Genomic DNA, 19,109 nt, shown 5'->3' on the forward strand with positions numbered 1-19,109 from the left:
CCCGAAAGCGGCGCCCCGGATCGAAGGTCGTCCCGCCCCTCCCCCCGGCGGCGACGACGAGAAAGCGCCGCCGGACCCCCCTCCGGCGGCGTATTCTTTTCCGGAGCCCTCACGCCGTCGCGGAAAGTTCTTCCCCAAGGCGGCGGATGGCGGTTGATCGGCGCCCCAAGCGGGCTAGGCTGACCGCGATCCGGATCGAAATTTTCCACCCGATCCGGCTTAAAAGAGGCCCAAAGTCACATCCCCGAAGCGTTTTCCGATCGCCGGACTCCTCCAGGAGCCGGAAAGGAACGTTTCGGCCGGAAAATCCTGTGGGGATACTCGATGAAGGGCGCAAGCCTTCACCCGGCCGCGCCGGGCTTTGATTCCGATACGCTCGCCGCCGCCTTCGTCGGAGCGCTGGGCCAGAAACCCGGTCCACTCAAGGACTCCGAAGCCGCCTTCATCAATCAGCTGTGGCGAGACCTGTCCGCCGAGGAGCTGCCTGGCGCGAGCCTTTCGGATCTCGCCGCAGCGTTCGCCGAACTCTGGCGCTTCAGCGCCGTGCTCACGGATGACGCTCCCGCCATTCGTCTGCGGCGCTGGACGTCCGCCGCCGGTACGGACCTGGGCCGAGACCTGCTGGAGATCGTTCAGCCCGACCGGCCCTTCCTGGTCGATTCGATCATGGGCGAGATCGCCGAGGCCGGCTTTCCAGTCCGGGCCATGTTCCATCCGCTGATCGAGCGCGACGGGAAGCGGATCTCCGCGATCCAGGTTCACCTCGACCCTGTCGGCGACGATCGCGCGGCCGCGCTGATCGAGGGCGTCCGGCTGGCTCTGGGCGATGTGCGGATGGCGGTCGCCGACTTCCCGGCGATGCTGGCGCTGATGCGCGGCGCGATCACGGAACTGGCCGGCGCGCCGTCGGCGGTTGCGGGCGACGCCCGGGCGGAAGATCTGGCGTTCCTGGAGTGGCTTGAACACGACCATTTCGTCTTCCTCGGCGCCCGGGTCTACGACTACCCCCGCACCGCGGACGGAGACTACGCCGCCGAGGAGCCCGTCTACCGGCCCGAAGACAGTCTGGGCGTCCTGCGCGATCAGGAGCGTCGCGTTCTGCGCCGCACCAGCGAGCCGGCGATCCTGTCCAAGCAGCTGCGCCGGCACCTGGAGACCGACTCGCCGCTGGTCGTGGCCAAGTCCAATCTCCGGTCGCGGGTGCACCGCCGCGGCTACATGGATTACGTCGGGGTCCGGCGGTACGGCGCGGACGGCAAGCCGTCGGGCGAGGTCCGCTTCGTGGGGCTGTTCACCGCCGAGGCCTATGACGCGCCGGCGCGCGACGTGCCGCTTATCCGCCGCAAGGTGGCCAACGTTCTGGAGCGGGCCGGCGTGTCGGCCGGCGGGCACAACGACAAGCGCCTGCGCAACATCCTCGAGACCTGGCCGCGCGACGAGCTGTTCCAGACGCCGGAGGACGAACTTCTGGTGCTGGCGCTGGGCGTGCTGCATCTGTTCGACCGCCCGCGCGTGCGGGTCTTCGCCCGCCGGGACCCGTTCGACCGCTTCATCTCGGTGCTGCTGTTCGTGCCGCGTGAACGCTACGATTCCCGCGTGCGCGAGAAGGCTGGGGCCATTCTCGCCGAGGCCTTCCAGGGTCGCATCTCGGCCTACTATCCCAGCTTCTCCGACGCGCCGCTCGCCCGGGTCCACTTCATCCTGGGCGTCGACCCCGGAAACGCGGTTGACCCCGACATCGCCCAGGTTGAGGCCGACATCGCCGAGGCCGCCCGCACCTGGGATGACCGGTTCGATACGGCGGTGCGGTCCGACCCGCCGGCCGCGGGCGTCGCCGCCACCCTGGCCCGCTGGTCTGGCGCCTTCTCCAGCGGCTATCGCGAATTCTACCCGGCCGCGGAAGCCTTGACGGACCTGGCCGAAATCGACGCCATGGGCCCTGACGAGTTTCGCACCCGGGCCTTCCGGGTGGTGGGCGATCCATCGACCCGCTTCCGCTTCAAGGTCTATCGCAAGGGCGGCGCGGCCCCGCTGGCTGATGTTATGCCGATCCTCGAACACATGGGGCTAAAAGCCCTGATCGAGGACGCCTTCGAGCTGTCGCCCCTGGTCGCCGCCGGTCAGCGCGCGCCGGTCTGGGTGCACGAGTTCCTGCTGGAAGACGAGCAGGGCGGCCACCTGGTGTTCGCCGACATCCAGGACGCTTTCGAAGCGGCCTTTACCGCCGTCTGGACCGGTCGCACGGAGAGCGATGGGTTCAATCGTCTCGTCCTGGAGCTTGGCGTGTCCTGGCGCGAGGCGGCCCTGGTTCGCGCCCTGGCCCGCTATCGCCAACAGTCGGGGCTCGATCCCAGCCAGCTGGTCCAGGAACAGGCGCTTTCGGAGCATCCGGGCGTCGCGCGGCTGATCCTCGACCTGTTCCGCATCAAGTTCGATCCCGCGATCGCTTCGGATATCAAGGCCCGCGAAGGCCAGGCCGCCGCCGTGATGGCGGAAATCACGGACGCCCTTCAGGCCGTCGACAGTCTTGACCACGACCGGGTCCTGCGCCGGCTCGCCCTGCTTGTCGGGGCGCTGAAGCGGACCAACTTCTACCAGACGGCCGAAGGCGGCGGTCCGAAGCCCTACATCAGCTTCAAGATCGCCAGTCGTGAGCTGGACGACCTGCCGGCGCCCAAGCCCTTCCGCGAGATCTTCGTCTGGGCCCCTCACGTCGAGGGCGTGCACCTGCGGTTCGGGCCGGTGGCCCGGGGCGGGCTGCGCTGGTCCGATCGGCGCGACGATTTCCGCACCGAGGTGCTGGGACTGGTCAAGGCGCAGCAGGTCAAGAACGCCGTCATCGTGCCCGTGGGGTCCAAGGGCGGCTTCTATCCCAAACAGCTGCCGCGTGGCGGGACGCCGGACGCGATCCGCGCCGAGGGCATCCATGCCTACAGGACGTTCCTGTTCGGCCTGCTCGACATCACCGACAATATCGCCGCCGACAACACCGTCGTGCGTCCGGCCGGCGTGATTGCCTATGAGGGCGATGATCCCTACCTGGTCGTCGCCGCCGACAAGGGTACGGCGACCTTCTCCGACATCGCCAACGGCGTGGCCGAATCCTACGGCTTCTGGCTGGGCGACGCCTTCGCGTCCGGCGGCTCGGCCGGCTACGACCACAAGGTCATGGGCATCACCGCCCGCGGCGCCTGGGAAGCGGTCAAGCGGCACTTCCGTGAAGCCGGCAAGGACATCCAGACCACCGACTTCACCGTCGTCGGCGTGGGAGACATGTCGGGCGACGTCTTCGGCAACGGCATGCTGCTGAGCAAGCACATCCGGCTGATCGCGGCGTTCGACCACCGACACATCTTCATCGACCCGAACCCGGACGCCGCGTCGTCCTGGGTCGAGCGCGAGCGCATGTTCGCCCTGCCGCGATCGTCGTGGGAAGACTACGACAAGAGCAAGATTTCCGTCGGTGGCGGCGTCTTCTCCCGTGCCCTGAAGACCATCGTCCTGACGCCGGAAATTCGCGCCGCGCTGGACATCAAGGCTGAGACGGTCTCGCCGGCCGAACTGATGACGGCGATCCTCAAGGCGAAGGCGGAGCTGCTCTATCTCGGCGGCATCGGCACCTATGTGAAGGCGCGCGGCGAGAGCAACGCCGAAGCCGGCGACAAGGCCAATGACGCGATCCGCGTCAACGCCGGCGATCTGCGGGTCAAGGTGGTCGGCGAGGGCGCCAACCTCGGCCTCACCCAGGCGGGCCGGATCGAGTTCGCGCGGGTCGGGGGCCGGATCAACACCGACGCCATCGACAACTCCGCCGGGGTCGACAGCTCCGACCACGAGGTCAACATCAAGATCCTCACCGGCATGGCGGAACGCGCGGGCAAGTTCGACCGGCCGGCGCGCGACAAACTGCTGGCCTCGATGACCGACGAGGTCGCCGAGCATGTGCTGGCGCACAACTACGACCAGACGCTGGCGGTTTCGCTGCTGGAGCAGGACGCGGTCGCGGAGCTCGAAAACCACGCGCGGTTCATGAGTGAGCTGGAGGGAGCCGGCCGACTGGACCGCAAGGTCGAGGGCCTGCCGGACGCGACCCAGATGCTGGAGCTGGCCGCGGCCGGCAAGGGCCTGACTCGGCCGGAACTGGCCGTGCTGCTCGCCTATGGCAAGCTCGACCTGTTCGACGGCATCGTGGCTTCAAAGGCGCCGGACGATCCTGCCCTCGAGGCGACGCTGGAGGCCTATTTTCCGAAGCCGCTGGCGGCCTACGAGGATGAAATGAAGCGTCACCGGCTGCGGCGCGAGATCATCGCGACCGTGGTCGACAACGAGCTGATCAACATCTGCGGGCCGACCTTCCCGGCCCGCCTTCGGGCGGCGGCCGGCTGCGACACCGGCGCGCTGGTGACCGGCTTCGAGGCGGCCCGGACGATCCTCCGGTTCCAGGAAAGCTGGGACGCGGTGGCGGCGCTCGACGGCAAGGTTCCCGCCGAGGGCCAGCTGGCCCTGTTCCGGGCGCTGGCGCACATCATCCGCAGCCAGACCTTCTGGCTGGCGCGGCGGGCGGGTCCCGGCGGCATCCGGGCGCTGACCGAGCGCTACGGCCCGGCCCTGACCGAGCTGCGCGGTCTGACCCCGGGCATCCTGTCGCCGTTCGAACAGAAGGCTGTCGCCCGTCGTGCGGCCCTCTTCGTCAAGGACGGCGCCCCCGAGGCTCTCGCCAACAGCATCGCGGCGATCCAGCCCCTGACCACGGCGGCCGAACTGGTCGACCTCGCCGGAGACCTCGGCTGGCCGGTGGCCGCGACCGCGCGGCTCTACCACCAGGTCGGCGCGGCGTTCAGCTTCGACCGGCTGCGGGCGGCGGCCGGCGAGAAGCGCGGCGGTGACCACTTCGAGCGGATGGCCGTGCGCCGGCTGATCGAGGACATGCTGTCCGAACAGGCGCAGGTCGCCCGCGCCGTCATGACCTTCGCGGGCACGCCGGATGCCGCGGTGGACAATGACGCCGCCAAGGGGGCGGTGACCTCCTGGGCGCAGATGCACTCCGGTCCGGGCCGCGCGGTGCGCAAGACGATCGAGGAGATCGAGCAGGCCGGCGGCGGCTGGACCTTTGCCAAGCTGACGATCGCCAACGCCGCGTTGCGGGAACTGGTGGCGGCGGCGGGGAAGTAGCGGAGCAATCCTCCCCGCTCCACGGAGAGCATCAGCTCAACGCCACCCGCAGCGCCCTCACGTAGTACTGCTCCGCCGTCGCCCGCAGATCGGGGCGAAAGCGGGCGCGGGGATCGTTGGCATCGTCGTCGTCGAACGCGTGGGTGGCGTCCGGAAAGGTCAGGACGTCGACCGACAGGCCGTCGGCCTTGAGCCGGCTCAGCGCCTTCAGCGGTCCGGCCGTTCCGACCACCTGGTCCTTGCCGCCGAGCACGGCGAACACCTTTGGTCGGGCGCTCCAGCCGCGCGCCGAGGTCAGTGAGGGGAAGCTGGCGTAGGGGTACACCAGAAACACGCCCTTCACCGCCTTTAGCAGCGCCGGGTCGGCGTCAACCAGACCGGTCATCCGCGCCGCGCCGCTCCCCTGAGCGAACCCGTCCATGATGGTCCAGCCGCCATGGCTCCAGCCGGCCGCCATCACGCGGTTCGCGTCGGCCCACGGTTGGCGCTTCAGCCAGTCGAGCACGGCATAGAGGTCGCCGGCCCGCTGGGCTCCGCGCAGGACCGTGCCGGTGCAGACGAACAGACTGCCGTCCAGCCTGGACATGTTGCGGGGCCGCAGGCTGTCGACGATGACCACCGCCACGCCGGCCTTCACCGCCGCTTCGGCGTAAGTGTTCTGGAAGGGCTGGCAGCCGGCGCAGCCGTGCATCTGGATCGTCACCGGAAACGGCCCGAACCCCATCGGCTTGAGCACGCGGACATGCCGCTCCAGATGACGGGCGCGCTCGGCGAGGGTCGAGGGTTGCAGGGCCATGGCGCGAGTATGTGAGCAATTGCTCACATGTCAAGCGGGGGCGAAGCTACCGGGCTCTATCTCACCAACCCGATGACACCTGCCCTTTGGCCTTGATGGAATGATGCGCTCCGGGCGCTGACCTTGGTCAAGGACCGCTTCGCGGCCGCACAGCGGCGGGCCCGCGGGGCCCGTCCTTGACGAAGGTCACGCCGGAGCAAAACTGGCCTTCAAGACATCAGGGCGGGTCTGCCACGGTGCTGACCTGTGGGCTGATCCCCTAGTGCCGGAACACCCGCACGCCGGTGAAGGCCATCGCGACGCCACGTTCATCGGCGGCGGCGATGACCTCGGCGTCGCGGATCGAACCGCCCGGCTGGATCACCGCCGTCGCGCCGGCCTCCGCCGCCTGGATCAGGCCGTCGGCGAACGGGAAGAAGGCTTCCGAGGCGCAGGCGCTGCCCTTCAGGTCGAGCCCGAAATCGCTGGCGCGCATGGCGGCGATGCGGGCGCTGTCCTTGCGGTTCATCTGGCCGGCGCCGACGCCCAGGGTCTGGCCGTTCCGGGCGAACACCACCGCGTTGGACTTCACGTGCTTGGCGATGGTGAAGGCGAACAGCATGTCGGCGATCTCGGTCGGCGAGGGCGCGCGTTTCGTGACGATCTTCAGGTCGCCCGGCAGGATCAGCGAGGCGTCGCGGCTCTGGACGAGGAAGCCGCCGGCGACGGAGCGGAACACCTCGCCCGGCGCGCGCGGGTCGGGCAGGGAGCCGGTGACCAGCAGGCGCAGGTTTTTCTTGGCTTCGAACACGGCGACGGCGTCGTCGTCGGCCTCGGGCGCGATGACCACCTCGGTGAAGGTCTCGCAGATGGCCTCGGCGGCCTTGCGGTCGAGCCGACGGTTGACCGCGACGATGCCGCCAAAGGCGCTGACCGGGTCACATTCCAGCGCGCGCTGGTAAGCGCTCAGCAGATCGCCACCCGTCGCGACGCCGCAGGGGTTGGCGTGCTTGACGATAACGCAGGCCGGTTCGCTGAACTCGGCAACCAGTTCGAAGGCGGCGTCTGTGTCGGCGATGTTGTTGTAGCTCAGTTCCTTGCCCTGCAGCTGGCGGGCGTTGGCCACGCCCGGCCGGGCCAGGCCGCCGGCGTAGAAGGCCGCCGACTGGTGCGGGTTCTCGCCGTAGCGCATGGTCTGGATCAGGGTCCCGGCGATGGCCTTGCGGGCCGGCGCGGTCTGGCCGAGCTGTTGCGCGAACCAGGTCGAAATGGCCGCGTCGTAGGCCGCCGTGCGGGCATAGGCGCGGGCGGCGAGGGTCTTGCGCAGGTCGAGCGTCGTGGCGCCGTCGTCCTTCAACTGGGCGAGGACGTCGGCCATATCGGCCGGATCGGTGCAGACCGCGACATAGCCGTGGTTCTTGGCCGCCGAGCGGATCATCGCCGGGCCGCCGATGTCGATGTTCTCGACGCAGGTGGCGTAGTCGCCGCCGGCCGCGACCGTGGCCTCGAACGGGTAGAGGTTGACGTACAGCAGGTCGATGCCGCCGATGCCGTGGTCGCTCATGGCCTTGGCGTGGTCGGCCGCGTCGCGCACGCCGAGCAGGCCGCCGTGGACGATCGGGTGCAGCGTCTTGACCCGGCCGTCCATCATCTCCGGAAAGCCTGTCAGCTCCGAGACGTCCTTGACCGGCAGGCCGGCCGCCGCGATCGCCGCGCGCGTGCCGCCCGTCGAGACCAGCTCTACGCCAAGATCGCTGAGCACCTTCGCCGCCTCGACCAGGCCGGTCTTGTCGGACACTGACAGCAGGGCGCGTCTGATGACGACCGTGTCGGGGGATGCGGGATAGTCTGGGGCGGCGGGCATGGTTCGGCTCCGGGATGAACGAGGAGCCCAGGCGCGCGGCATATGAGGTTCGCGCTCCCCGGTGGTCACCCACCTCCAGCGCCAGTTACGCGAACGGCCGGAAAATACGGCGAGAGGCGGGCGAGTCAATGCGTCCTTCGAGACGCTCGCTTTAAGCTCGCTCCTCAGGATGACGTTGAGGTGAGGACTTCAAAGGTGCTCGTCATGGTGAGGAGCGAGGCATCAGCCGACCCCGGACTGGATCCGGGGCTCGAACCACGTACTCACCCCTCCGCCCGCGACAGTTTCCACCGTACGCGGCCGCCCTTGTCGCCGCTGGCCTGGCCGCGAAGGACCACCTGGACGGTGCGGCGCTGCAGGCCGCCATCGATGTAGACCGAGGGTTCGACCGACACCTCGATGGCGTCATTGCGCAGCCACCAGCCTTCTTCCGACGGGCCCTTGAGCAGCACGCTCTTGTGGTCGCGGGCCAGGGAGGCGCGGGCGTCGGGGTGCAGATGAAAGCGGACGGTGAAGGGCAGGTAGCGTCGCGGACCGTCGAGCTCCTTCTCCACGACCGGCCGGAAATTGTCCTCGCCCCGCAGCTCCTCGAGCGTCCGGTCGAGGTACAGCTTACGCTCATGGATCAGTCCGAAGCGTTTGGCCCAGCCGTCGTGCGACACTTCCAGCCAGGCGGCGGCCTCGGCGTCGTGACGTTTGGCCTCGACCTTTCGCGGCGCGCCGACAAGTCGTGGGCCGAGCGCGGCGGCCGCGAAACCGCGCAGGGGCTGGCCGGCCGACATGTCGGCGATATTGGCCGTCGAGGCGGCGTCGGTCAGTCGCAGGGCATGGGAGGCGCCGGAGTCCGCCGTCCAGCCACAGCCGACGATCAACCGGTCGACCCCGCACACGATCTCCAGCGCCGCGGGCTGGGCGCAGGCGGTGACGCTCCAGCGGCCGTGCGCCGGGCGGCCGGCGTCGACCATGACCGCGATGGTCGCCGACTCGAGGCGCTCATAGCCGGCGTGCGGGGCCTTGCGACGGCTCGGAGGTTCGGTCTCTTCGTGGGCGAGGGCCGCCGCGATGCGCCGCGGGCCCGTGGCCGCGCCGCCCTGGAAGCCCGCCAGGCGATGATCCGGCATGGTGAAGAAACGTGTCGCGGCGCTGAGCCGGTCGATCGCGCGCGGCAGGTCGTCGGGGCCCGCCTGACCCCGCTGATGCAAGGCGTCGTCCAGGGTCATCAGGTCGAACAGCAGTTCGAGGCCGGCCTGGGGTGAGCGGCTGACGTGGACGCCCTCGTGCGACACCGTCGTGGCCAGGAGCGTCTTCAGCCGCGTCATGGAGAAGTCGATCAGCCGGTCTCCGGCCTCTCCGCCGAGCGTGCAGCCCGCGATGCCCGCGACCACGACCCGCTCCAGCAATCGCTCGGGAGCCTGGCCGATGCTGACCAGATGCCGGGCCTGCCGGGCGAGATCATCGAGGACCAGCGACCGCTCGGCGTCCGAGGCGGCATAGGTCAGCCGCCGAGCGGCGCAGGCGAGGTTGAAGACGCGACGCTCGATGACGTCGGGACCCCAAGAAAAGCTGTTCCATTTCCCGAAGACCCGACGCCAGTCCGTGACCAGCCTGAGGCCCAGCCTTGCGCCCGCATCGCCGGTGGCCAGAAGGTCATTCATCCAGCCCATGCGATGCAGGGCGACGGCGAAGGTCCGGGTCGGACTGCCCCGGTCGAAGGGATCCCCCTGTGGCCCGACGACCATCTCGGCGCCCGTCAGGTCGAAGAAACCGGCGACGATCCGGCGGCCACGTTCCGGCTCCACCGGCCGCAGGTCGCGCGGACTGGCGGCCATGCCGGCCGGCTTGGGGCCGGCCAGCGTCATCCGGTGGAAAGGCGTGCCGAACCACTCCCGCTCGGCCAGTCGGCGAGCGCTTTCGCCGGCGGCCTGTAGGGCCAGCGCGGCGGAGGAGGCGGAGGGCAGTTTGGGGGCGTCCATGCCGCCGGGCTCAGACGCCCTTCAGGGCGCGGATGTTGTCGGCGTAGGCGTCCGGCCCGCCCTTGAACACGGCCGAGCCGGCGACCAGCGCCGTAGCGCCGGCCGCCACGCACCGGGGCGCCGTGACGGGCGTAACGCCGCCGTCGACTTCCAGCTCGATCGGGCAGCCCGAGGCGTCGATCATCTTCCGCAGCCGCTCGATCTTCTTCAGCTGCGCCTCGATGAAGCTCTGGCCGCCGAAGCCGGGATTCACAGTCATGACCAGCAACAGGTCGATGTCCTCGAGGATCCATTCGACGGGCTCGACGGGAGTCGATGGATTGAACACCACGCCGGCCCTGCAGCCGAGTTCCCGGATCCGTTTCAGCGAGCGGTGCAAATGCGGCCCGGCTTCCGGATGGATGCTCATGATGTTGGCCCCGGCGGCGGCGAACGCCTCGAGGTAGGGGTCGGCCGGCGCGATCATCAGGTGGACGTCGAACGGGATCGTGACATGCGGGCGCAGCGCCTTCACCACGTCCGGGCCGATGGTGATGTTCGGAACGAAATGCCCGTCCATCACATCGACATGCAGCCAGTCCGCGCCGGCGGCTTCAACAGCGCGGCATTCCTCGCCCAGACGGGCGAAGTCCGACGCCAGGATGGATGGAGCGATGATGGGAACGGCCATGCCTTGGTCTAGCCGGACGGGCGCCGGGGGACAAGGACGGCTCAGTCCTTGCGAACCATCCGGGCGGCGAAGAAGCCGTCGATGCCGCCCTCGAGGTGGTGGGGCAGGATGCGCAGCCAGCCGTCGCCGCTGATACTGGCGGCAGGCGCCCCGCCTTCGCCGGGCGTGACCGGAACGGTTTCGAACTCCGGATGGCGGGTCAGGAAGCCGCGTACCTGGGCCTCGCCTTCTTCCGGCTCCAGCGAACAGACGCAATAGACCAGCCGGCCGCCGGGCCTGACCCGGGCGGCGGCGGAGTCGAGCATCCGGGCCTGAACCGTCGCCAGGCTGGCGATGTCGCCGGGCGCGGCGGCCCACAGGACGTCCGGATGGCGGCGGAAGGTGCCGGTCGCCGAGCAGGGCGCATCGAGCAGCACCGCGTCAAAGGTCCGCTTGTCGGGCCAGGAGCGGGCGTCGCCGGTGACGACTTCGGCGGTAAGGTTCAGCCGGGCGAGGTTCTCGGTGACCCGCTTCAGCCTGTCGGCGGAACGGTCCAGCGCGACCACGCCGGCGCCGGCGGCGGCCAGTTGCAGCGTCTTGCCGCCCGGCGCGGCGCACAGGTCGAGCGCGGTCTCGCCGGGTTTGACGTCGAGCAGGCGGGTCGGGATGGCCGCGCCGGCATCCTGCACCCACCAGCGACCCTCGCTGAACGCCGGCCATTCGGAAAGATCGCCGCGCCTGCGGGTGCGGATCGAACCACCGGGCAGAACCTCGCCCTCCAGCAGGACAGCGAGCGCGTCGGCGTCAGCCGGATCCTTCGCCGACAGGTCGGTGGCGGGCTCATCAGCGATCGTGGCGGCGATGGCGCGCGCCTGGTCGGGACCGTACGCCGCCTGCCAGCGGGCCATCAGCCAGGGCGGGGCGAGGGTCTCGGGATCGTCGGCGGGCCGGCCGTCGCGCTGCAGGCCGCGAAGGATGGCGTTGATCAGCCCCTTGAACGACCGTGTCGGCTTCAGCCGGTCGGCGATGGCCACGGTTGTCGAGACGGCGGCATGGTCGGGCACGTCCATCCAGAACAGCTGGGTCATGCCGAGGCGCAGCAGGGTGCGCACCCGCTCGGGCGGCTCGCGCTGAAGCTTTGGAGCCAGGGCGCGGTCGATGGTTCCAAGCCGCCGCAGGGCTGCCATGGTCAGGGCGCGGGCGAAGGCCCGGTCGCGGGGCGCGAGGCCCCGTCCGGCCGATCCAGCCAGGGCTTCATCCAGGCCGGCCCGGCGCGACAGGGCCGCCTCCAGGAACTGGGCCGCCGCCTCCCGCGCGGGGAGGCCGATGTCTTCATGCTCGCTCACCCGCGCCCCGTGCCCTTTCCCGACGCGCGACGCAAGAGCGTGGTCAGTCGGCCGTTCTGCGTCCGCTGGAGATGACGCTGATCAGGAAGCAGATCATCCCGAGGATCGCCGGGACCTCCGCTGCCATCATGACCCTGCCATCCAGCTTCGACTGCAGGACCTGGGGCAGCAGCACCGCCATGACGATCGCGCCGAGGGCGGACAGGACGAGGTTCACCCAGGCCAGAACGCCGGGGCGGGCGCCGGGAAGGGCATAGAAGCCGCCCATGATCGATAGCGTCACCCAGCCAAGCAGGTTCAGATGGGCATGGGCGGGCATCAAGGCGTGGTCATGGGTCGTCCCCATGTATGACCCCCAGACCATGCCGGCCAGGCCGCACAGCGCGGCGACGGTGAAAAAGGCGCTGGATACGCGAGGCATGTTTCAGTTCCCCCCGAAACGAAAACGTCCGCCTCAAACGGGCGGAGTGTTACGAGATCAGCGTTCTGTCAAACGATCAAGCCGCGCCCCGCGACCCAATGCTGTCATCGAGTCAGCGATCTGATAGATCGACACCATGGATACCGACCCCAAAGACGACCTCCCTCCGGGCGCGAATCCCGACGCCGTGTTGACGCCCGCGGCTCGCCGGGCGCTGGAGGAGGCCGCCGCGCGCCGCGCCGCCGCGCCGCCGGAAGACCTGCCGCCGGAGATGGGCGGGCCATCGGGTCCTGAGCCGACCCGCTACGGCGACTGGGAGCGCAAGGGCCTGGCCAGCGACTTCTAGGTCGTGGTTGGCGAACTTTAACCACGACGGCCTCGCCCCTCAGGGGCAAGCGTTCGCCGCCCCCCCTGGCCCGATCTAGGCTACCCGTTCACGGCGCTGGAGGCGGCCATGATCAGGTGGATTGTCCGGATATCGATGGCGGTGGTCAGCCTGCTCGTGCTCGCGCGCGCGGCGGCGGCCTATGAACCGCCGCCGCCTCAGCCTGCGCCCCAGGCCGCCTATGCGCCGGGCTACGGCCCTGACGCCGGCTATGTCGCGGTGGGCGAAACCGGTGCGGACGGATATGCCTACGGCGAGGCTTCGTCGGCCCAGTCCTATCCGGTCGAGCCCTATCCTGCTCCCCCGCCGACGGCCTATCCACCCCAGGACCAGGGCGGCTACGCCGTGCAGCCGGGGCCCTGTTGCGATGCCGGCGGGTACCCGCCCGCGCCGCCGCCCCAGGCCTACTATCCGCCCGCGCCAGGTCCCTGCTGCCAGCCGGCCGGCTATCCCGCGCCGGCCTGCTGCGAGCCTGGCCACTGGCCGCCGCCGATCTACCACCAGACGGCCTATCCGCAGCCCGGCGGCTATCCCTCTCCCTGCGACCGCTGCGGGGGCTACCCTGTTCCTGCGCCGCCGCCGACCTGCGGTGGCCAGTGCGGCGGCTACCCGTCGCCCTGCGCCGCCCCGCAGGACCCCCGCTATCCGCCGCCCTGCCAGCCCTATCCGCCTGGATACGGCGAGGTGCATCTGACCGACGGATTCTTCTGGGGCGCCGGCGGTGTTGGTCCCGAGATCGTCTATTCCGGTGGTGGCGGTGGTGGCGGCTACGCCTATGCCGGAGCCGGCGCGTCGTCCTCTTCCTGGGCCTCCGCCAGTTCGAGCGCCCGCGTCAGCTTCGGCGGCGGGGGCGGCGGACATCGCCCGCCGCCGCACCGTCCGCCGCCGTCACACGGCTGCGGCTGTCACTAGGCCGGCGACAGGCTACCCGCCATCTCCCCGGAGATCCGGAAGGCCGACTCGCGCGGGTCATCCGCGGCCGTAACCGGTCGGCCGACGACAAGATGGCTGGCCCCCGCCTGCAGAGCCTCGAGAGGCGTCGCCGCGCGGGCCTGGTCGTCCTTGCCGGCCCAGGCGGGCCGCACGCCGGGCGTCACCACGAGGAAGCCAGGGCCGCCGATCCGTCGCGCCAATGCCGCCTCGTGCGGGCTGGCCACGACGCCGTCGGTGCCGGCGTCGATCACCTGACGGATGCGGCGTTCCACGAGTTGCTCCACGCCCATGCCGTAGCCGATCTGCGCCAGGTCCTGGCCGTTCAGGCTGGTCAGAACCGTGACACCGAGGATCTTTGCCTGGGCATCGCCGCCGCGGCCCTTGACCGCCGCCGCCAGAACCTGCGGCTGGGCGTGGACCGTCAGCAGGTCGCAGGCGCCCGATCCGACAATGGCGGCCGTGGCCTTTTCGACCGTCGCGCCGATGTCGTGCAGTTTCCAGTCGAGGAACACCTGTCGGCCTCGCGCCTTCAGGTCCTTGGCCATGTCCATGCCGCCGACAGCCAGCATCTGCAGGCCGATCTTGTAGAAGCCGACGGCGTCGCCCAGGGTTTCGACCATAGCCTCCGCCTCGGCGCGGCTGGGCAGGTCGAGGGCGATGATCAGGCGCGGGTCGGCGGACATGCGGTCTCTCCCGCCTCTCGGGGGAGGCGCGCGGGCGTGATTTGGGCTAAGACCGCTGCATGAGCCCGTCCGAATACGCCGTCAACTTCTTCGTCGCCCTGTTCGCGCTGCTGGACCCGATCGGCAACGTGCCGGTGTTCGCGGCGGCCACCGCGGGCGCCATCGCCGCCGGCCGGCGCTGGGTGGCGGTCTATATCTCGCTGTTCGCCTTCCTGTTCATGAGCTTCTTCTTCTTCACCGGCCTGTCGCTGCTGGAGTTCTTCGGCATCTCGCTGCCGGCGTTCCGCATCGCCGGCGGGGTCATCCTGTTCCTCATGGGGCTGGAGATGGCGCGGGACGACTTCACCGCCATGTTCTCCGACGCCGCGGAGGGCGCCGAGGCCGAGGGTCCGCGCGCCTACGCCCGCCGCCGCTTCGAGCGACTGGTCGTGCCGTTCGCCATGCCCCTGCTGATCGGGCCCGGCGCGATCTCGACGGTCGTCATCTATGCCAGCGAAGCAAAGGAGATGGGCGTCCAGGGCTTCGCGGCCGGCGTCGGAGTGATCGCGGCGGTCTCGGTCCTCACCATGGTCTGCTTCTGGGCGACACCGCTGATCTCGCGCCTGCTCGGCCGGATCGGCATGACGATCATCGTGCGTGTGCTCGGCCTGATCCTCTGCGCCATGGCGGTGCAGTTCGTGATTATCGGCGTGGCCGATACCGCGCGCGGCGTGATCATCAAGAAGGACGTTTCGGCGCCCTACGCGGCGACGAAGTAGGGGCGGTGGTCACCGACCTCCGCGCCCAAGGCGTCACACCTTCCGGAAGCGGCTTCCCTGGCTGGACATCAGGGCCAGGGCCCAGTCGTCGGGGAGAATCTTGGCAATGGCCGCGATGACCTTGTTCGGCGTACCCGTGACGCAGACCGGCCGGTTGGCCTCCGCGGCCTCGTAGCCCGTGGCCGCGACCTCGTCGGCGCCAAGCCACAGCCAGTCCGGCGTCGACTGGCTGATCTGCGCGCGGGTCGCGTTGACGTCGTGGAATTCGGAAAAGGTGAAGCCGGGGCACAGCGCGGTGACATGCACGCCGGTCGCCAGGTTCTCCAGGTGGAGACTCTGGGAGAACTTGACGAGGAAACTCTTGGTCGCCGCGTACAGGGTATGGCCGGCCGACCCGGGCACCAGGCCCGCCAGCGACGCGACATTGACGATGCGGCCGAACTTCCGCTCGATCATGCCCGGCAGGATCTTGTGGGTCAGCTCGCAGACCGCCACCAGCATCACCTGCAACATCCCGCGCTGGTCCGGCCACGCAGTGTCGGCATAAGCGCCGGGCAGGCCGTAGCCGGCATTGTTGATCAGGGCGTCGACCACCCGGCCGTGCGACTCGATCTCGGCCAGCACGGCGTCGCTGGCGCCGGGCTCCGCAAGGTCGGCGGCGATCACCAGGGCCTCGACCCCGAAGCGCAGACGAATCTCGCTGGCGAGCGTCTCCAGCCGGTCGGCCCGGCGGGCGGTCAGGGCCACGTCGTAACCGTGGCTGGCGTAGATACGGGCGAAGGCGGCGCCGATGCCGGCGGAGGCGCCGGTGATCAGCGCAAGGCGGCGAGCCATGCGGGCGGACCCTTGAGGAACTGGGACCCCAAGATTGGCCCGCCCGCCGACCCGGTCAAGCGGCGTCAGGCCGCCTGATACAGTTCTACGTCTCCGCCGCGCGCCCAGCGCTGCGCCGCCCGGGCCACGCGGCGGCCGAGAAGCCGCGCCGTCTGATGTTCGCCGGCCGGCGGGGAGGAGTCCGCCGCGACGTTGTCGGCCTGGGCCGCGAGACCGAGGAAGGCGCCCACGCGGTTGACGGTATCCGGGCCGCGCTCGGCTGCGGTGACGGCGGGGGCCGCTTCGCCCTGGCCGATCCAGACCATCCCGTGCTGTGCCGCCAGCACCGACAGGCTCTGCAGCGTGTGCAGCTTGTCGCCCGAGAAGCTGTGCGAGACGGTGAAGCCTGCCGTCAGCTTGTCCTGCCAGGCCTGGGTGAACCAGGGTTTGGACGTGGCGTCGGCGAAGGCTTTGAACGGGGCGGAGACATCGCCCATGTAGGTGGGCGAGCCGAAGATCACCGCGTCCGAGCGGCCGATCTCATCGAGGAAAGGCTCGAAATCCTGAACGGCGCTCTCGATCTTCAGCAGAACCGCCTCGGCGCCGGACTGGCGCACGCCGTCGGCGATGCTGTTGGCGAGAACTTCGGTGTGGCCGTAGCCGGAGTGGAAGGCGATGGCGATGCGGGCCATGGGAGGCTCCTTTATAAGAAACTGCGTCAGTGGCAGTTACGTATGAAGGCCGGATTGTGAGAACAAGGCATCGGTCACAACATCGATTACAGTTTTTCTGCGGGCGCCTTGAGCAGATCGGCGACCGTGATTCGGGACAGCCGCTCGGAGGCCGCCGTGTCAGCCGCGGTGATCGCCGCGCTGACTGCCTCGGGGATCATCTCGCCGACCGGGCAGCCCTTGGCGCCCGGCGGCGCGACACCCAGATGCGTGCAACCCCCGACGGCCCGCAGCACGACGTCGAGGCGGATCGTCGCGGGGTCGACCCTGAGCCAGGCCCCGCCGCCGGCCCCGGCGCGGGTGTCGATCAGCCCGGCGCGCGCCAGCATCGCCGTGACCCGGCGGACCACAACGGGATTGGTCGGCATCGAGGCGGCCAGTTCGGCGCTCGAAATGGCATGCTCCGCCGACGTCGCCTCCTTGTGGGCGAGATAGGCGAGCGCGTGGGCCGCTACCGGGAATTTCTGGCTGTCTGACATGATCGGATCCGAAAGGTAGGAAAGGCGGGGCCCCGGCGCCACGAAAATCGTAGAACCGACCGGGCGGCGACGCATTGAACACCCCGCGGATTGGGTGTATCGCCCGCGCCGCACTCGCTTGGGACTTGGCGCCGGGACCTCCCCGTCGTGATCCCGGAGGGATCTTATGGCTTCCGAAGCCCCTGGCGCGACCGCCTCCTCCCCGGCGGCCCCCAACCCGACTCCAGCTCATCCCGCAGACGGCCACGGCAGCCAGAGTTTCTGGGCCCTGGCGCTCGGTTCGATCGGCGTGGTGTTCGGCGACATCGGCACCAGCCCGCTCTACGCGATGCGCGAGGCGCTGGCCCATTCGCGCAACAGCGCCTCGACCGAGCATGCGGTTCTCGGCGTTGTCTCGCTGGTGATCTGGGCCCTGTTCCTGGTCGTGACGGTCAAATACGTCTTCCTTCTGATGCGGGCGGACAACAAGGGCGAAGGCGGCACTCTGGCGCTGATGGCCCTGGCCCGCCGGACACTCACCAAGTCCACCGGCAAACGATCGGCGGCGGTATTCCTGCTTGGCGTGATCGGGGCGGCGCTGTTCTACGGCGACGGCGTCATCACCCCGGCCATCTCGGTGCTCTCGGCCATGGAAGGCCTGAAGGACGCGCCGGGCATGGGCGCCCGCGTCGACCCCTACATCCTGCCCATCTCGGCGGCGATCCTCGTCGGCCTGTTCATGGTGCAGTCGCGCGGCACCCACAAGGTGGCCGCCTTCTTCGGTCCGATCACGCTGATCTGGTTCCTGATCCTCGGCGCGCTGGGCCTCTATCACCTCGGCGAAAACCTGCGGATTTTCCAGGCCTTCAACCCGTGGTTCGGCGTCCGCTTCCTGTTCGAGAACGGTTTCCTCGGCTTCGTGATTCTCGGCAGCGTGTTCCTGGCCGTGACCGGGGCCGAAGCGCTCTATGCCGACATGGGCCATTTCGGCAAAGGGCCGATCCGCGCCTCCTGGCTGGTGGTGGTCTTCCCCTGCCTGGCGCTGAATTACCTCGGGCAGGGCGCCTTCATCCTCGCCCACCCGGCCGCCCGGCATAATCCGTTCTGGGAAATGGTGCCGCAGTTCGCCTACTGGCCCGTGCTGGTGCTCGGCGCCTGCGCCACCGTCATCGCCAGTCAGGCCGTGATCACCGGCGCCTTCTCGGTCACGCAGCAGGCCGTCCAGCTGGGCCTGCTGCCGCGCATCGACATCCGCCGCACCTCCGAGACCCAGGCCGGCCAGATCTTCGTGCCGCAGGTCAACACCATGCTGATGGTCGGCGTGCTGGTGCTGCTGTTCAGCTTCCGCAACTCGCACGCCCTCGCCTCGGCCTACGGCATCGCCGTGACCGGCTCGATGCTGGTCGACACCCTGCTGGCCTTCGTCATTGTGCGCGCGGCCTGGAAGTGGAGCTGGGCAGCGACCCTGGCGCTGCTGGTGCCGCTGGTGCTGCTGGACCTGACCTTCATCTCCTCGAACCTGTTGAAGATTCCGCAGGGCGCCTGGATGCCGCTGGTGTTCGGTGGCGTGCTGGTGCTGGTCATGTGGACCTGGAACCGCGGTTCGCAGATTCTGACCGACAAGACGCGGCGGGACTCGGTGCCGCTGACCGACCTGATCGACATCCTCAAGGCCCGGCCGCCGCACCGCGCACCCGGCACGGCCATCTTCCTGACGAGCGACCCGGACATGACCCCGGTCGCCCTGATGCACAATCTCAAGCACAACAAGGTGCTGCACGAGAAGAACGTCATCGCCACCGTGCGCACGGCCGAGACACCCCGCGTCAGCGAGGCCGACCGCGTACGCATCGAACCGGTCAATGACGACTTCAAGAAGCTGATCATCACCTACGGCTTCATGGAAACGCCGAACGTGCCCAAGGCGCTGGCGCTGCTGCGCAAGCAGCAGGGGCTGAAGTTCGACATCATGGCGACCAGCTTCTTCCTCGGCCGCCGCTCGGTGATCGCCTCGGCCCACAGCGGCATGCCGCTTTGGCAGGACAAGGTGTTCATCTTCCTGATGCGCAACGCCGCCAACCCGACGGACTTCTTCAAGATCCCGCCGGGACGTGTGGTGGAGATGGGTGCGCAGGTGACGGTCTGACG

The 19,109-nt window shown here is 69.4% G+C and carries 15 protein-coding genes and 1 riboswitch; of the genes, 5 read left to right on the plus strand and 10 right to left on the minus strand.

The window, feature by feature from the left end; genetic code table 11:
- The first annotated feature begins 324 nt into the window (after positions 1-324).
- Positions 325-5,172 (plus strand): NAD-glutamate dehydrogenase, encoded by a 4,848-nt coding sequence (locus ACODSL_RS15670; RefSeq protein ID WP_488901645.1) that lies wholly within the window; start codon positions 325-327, stop codon positions 5,170-5,172.
- Between the two features lie 31 nt (positions 5,173-5,203).
- Here the strand turns inward: ACODSL_RS15670 and ACODSL_RS15675 are convergent, their stop codons facing one another.
- From ACODSL_RS15675 to ACODSL_RS15700, 6 genes are all read right to left on the minus strand, one after another.
- Positions 5,204-5,968, minus strand: coding sequence for a dienelactone hydrolase family protein (locus ACODSL_RS15675; protein WP_488901646.1), 765 nt, complete (start codon positions 5,966-5,968; stop codon positions 5,204-5,206).
- A 259-nt stretch (positions 5,969-6,227) separates the two neighbouring features.
- Positions 6,228-7,811 (minus strand): bifunctional phosphoribosylaminoimidazolecarboxamide formyltransferase/IMP cyclohydrolase, encoded by a 1,584-nt coding sequence (gene purH / locus ACODSL_RS15680; RefSeq protein ID WP_488901647.1) that lies wholly within the window; start codon positions 7,809-7,811, stop codon positions 6,228-6,230.
- A gap of 18 nt (positions 7,812-7,829) precedes the next feature.
- Positions 7,830-7,910: riboswitch (ZMP/ZTP riboswitch) on the minus strand.
- 164 nt (positions 7,911-8,074) lie between these two features.
- A complete protein-coding gene (locus tag ACODSL_RS15685; protein ID WP_488901648.1) occupies positions 8,075-9,784 on the minus strand; it encodes a heparinase II/III family protein in 1,710 nt (569 codons plus the stop codon).
- A gap of 10 nt (positions 9,785-9,794) precedes the next feature.
- Complete coding sequence (gene rpe / locus ACODSL_RS15690; RefSeq protein ID WP_488901649.1) at positions 9,795-10,454, minus strand: ribulose-phosphate 3-epimerase; 660 nt, start codon at positions 10,452-10,454, stop codon at positions 9,795-9,797.
- Between the two features lie 41 nt (positions 10,455-10,495).
- Positions 10,496-11,779 carry an RsmB/NOP family class I SAM-dependent RNA methyltransferase gene (locus ACODSL_RS15695; protein ID WP_488901650.1) on the minus strand — a complete coding sequence of 428 codons (1,284 nt, stop codon included), beginning with the start codon at positions 11,777-11,779 and terminating at the stop codon, positions 10,496-10,498.
- Positions 11,780-11,822: 43 nt separating this feature from the next.
- Positions 11,823-12,200 (minus strand): hypothetical protein, encoded by a 378-nt coding sequence (locus ACODSL_RS15700; RefSeq protein ID WP_488901651.1) that lies wholly within the window; start codon positions 12,198-12,200, stop codon positions 11,823-11,825.
- 136 nt (positions 12,201-12,336) lie between these two features.
- On the opposite strand from ACODSL_RS15700, the gene ACODSL_RS15705 reads away from it, so the two are divergent.
- The gene (locus ACODSL_RS15705) at positions 12,337-12,546 is read left to right on the plus strand and encodes a DUF1674 domain-containing protein (protein WP_488901652.1); all 210 of its coding nucleotides are present in this window, start codon (positions 12,337-12,339) and stop codon (positions 12,544-12,546) included.
- Between the two features lie 108 nt (positions 12,547-12,654).
- Positions 12,655-13,497, plus strand: a complete 843-nt coding sequence (locus tag ACODSL_RS15710; RefSeq protein ID WP_488901653.1) for a hypothetical protein — start codon at positions 12,655-12,657, stop codon at positions 13,495-13,497.
- On the opposite strand, the gene pyrF is transcribed toward ACODSL_RS15710, so the two are convergent.
- The gene (pyrF, locus tag ACODSL_RS15715; RefSeq protein WP_488901654.1) at positions 13,494-14,201 is read right to left on the minus strand and encodes an orotidine-5'-phosphate decarboxylase; all 708 of its coding nucleotides are present in this window, start codon (positions 14,199-14,201) and stop codon (positions 13,494-13,496) included. The two genes, ACODSL_RS15710 and pyrF, sit on opposite strands and share 4 nt — an antisense overlap.
- Positions 14,202-14,260: 59 nt before the next feature.
- Here pyrF and ACODSL_RS15720 point away from each other — a divergent pair, with 59 nt between their 5' ends.
- Positions 14,261-14,959: a MarC family protein gene (locus ACODSL_RS15720; RefSeq protein ID WP_488901655.1), complete on the plus strand. Its 699-nt coding sequence runs from the start codon at positions 14,261-14,263 to the stop codon at positions 14,957-14,959.
- 33 nt (positions 14,960-14,992) lie between these two features.
- Here the strand turns inward: ACODSL_RS15720 and ACODSL_RS15725 are convergent, their stop codons facing one another.
- The 3 genes from ACODSL_RS15725 to ACODSL_RS15735 form a co-directional block, all read right to left on the minus strand.
- Positions 14,993-15,793, minus strand: coding sequence for an SDR family NAD(P)-dependent oxidoreductase (locus ACODSL_RS15725; RefSeq protein WP_488901656.1), 801 nt, complete (start codon positions 15,791-15,793; stop codon positions 14,993-14,995).
- A gap of 65 nt (positions 15,794-15,858) precedes the next feature.
- On the minus strand, positions 15,859-16,464 hold the full coding sequence (locus ACODSL_RS15730; RefSeq protein WP_488901657.1) for a flavodoxin family protein: 606 nt from the start codon (positions 16,462-16,464) through the stop codon (positions 15,859-15,861).
- 86 nt (positions 16,465-16,550) lie between these two features.
- The gene (locus ACODSL_RS15735) at positions 16,551-16,982 is read right to left on the minus strand and encodes an Rrf2 family transcriptional regulator (protein WP_488901658.1); all 432 of its coding nucleotides are present in this window, start codon (positions 16,980-16,982) and stop codon (positions 16,551-16,553) included.
- A gap of 166 nt (positions 16,983-17,148) precedes the next feature.
- Between ACODSL_RS15735 and ACODSL_RS15740 the strand changes: the two genes are divergently transcribed.
- Positions 17,149-19,107, plus strand: a complete 1,959-nt coding sequence (locus tag ACODSL_RS15740; RefSeq protein ID WP_488901659.1) for a potassium transporter Kup — start codon at positions 17,149-17,151, stop codon at positions 19,105-19,107.
- Positions 19,108-19,109 lie beyond the last annotated feature (2 nt).

It is taken from the genome of Caulobacter sp. FG121 (genome assembly GCF_057809815.1).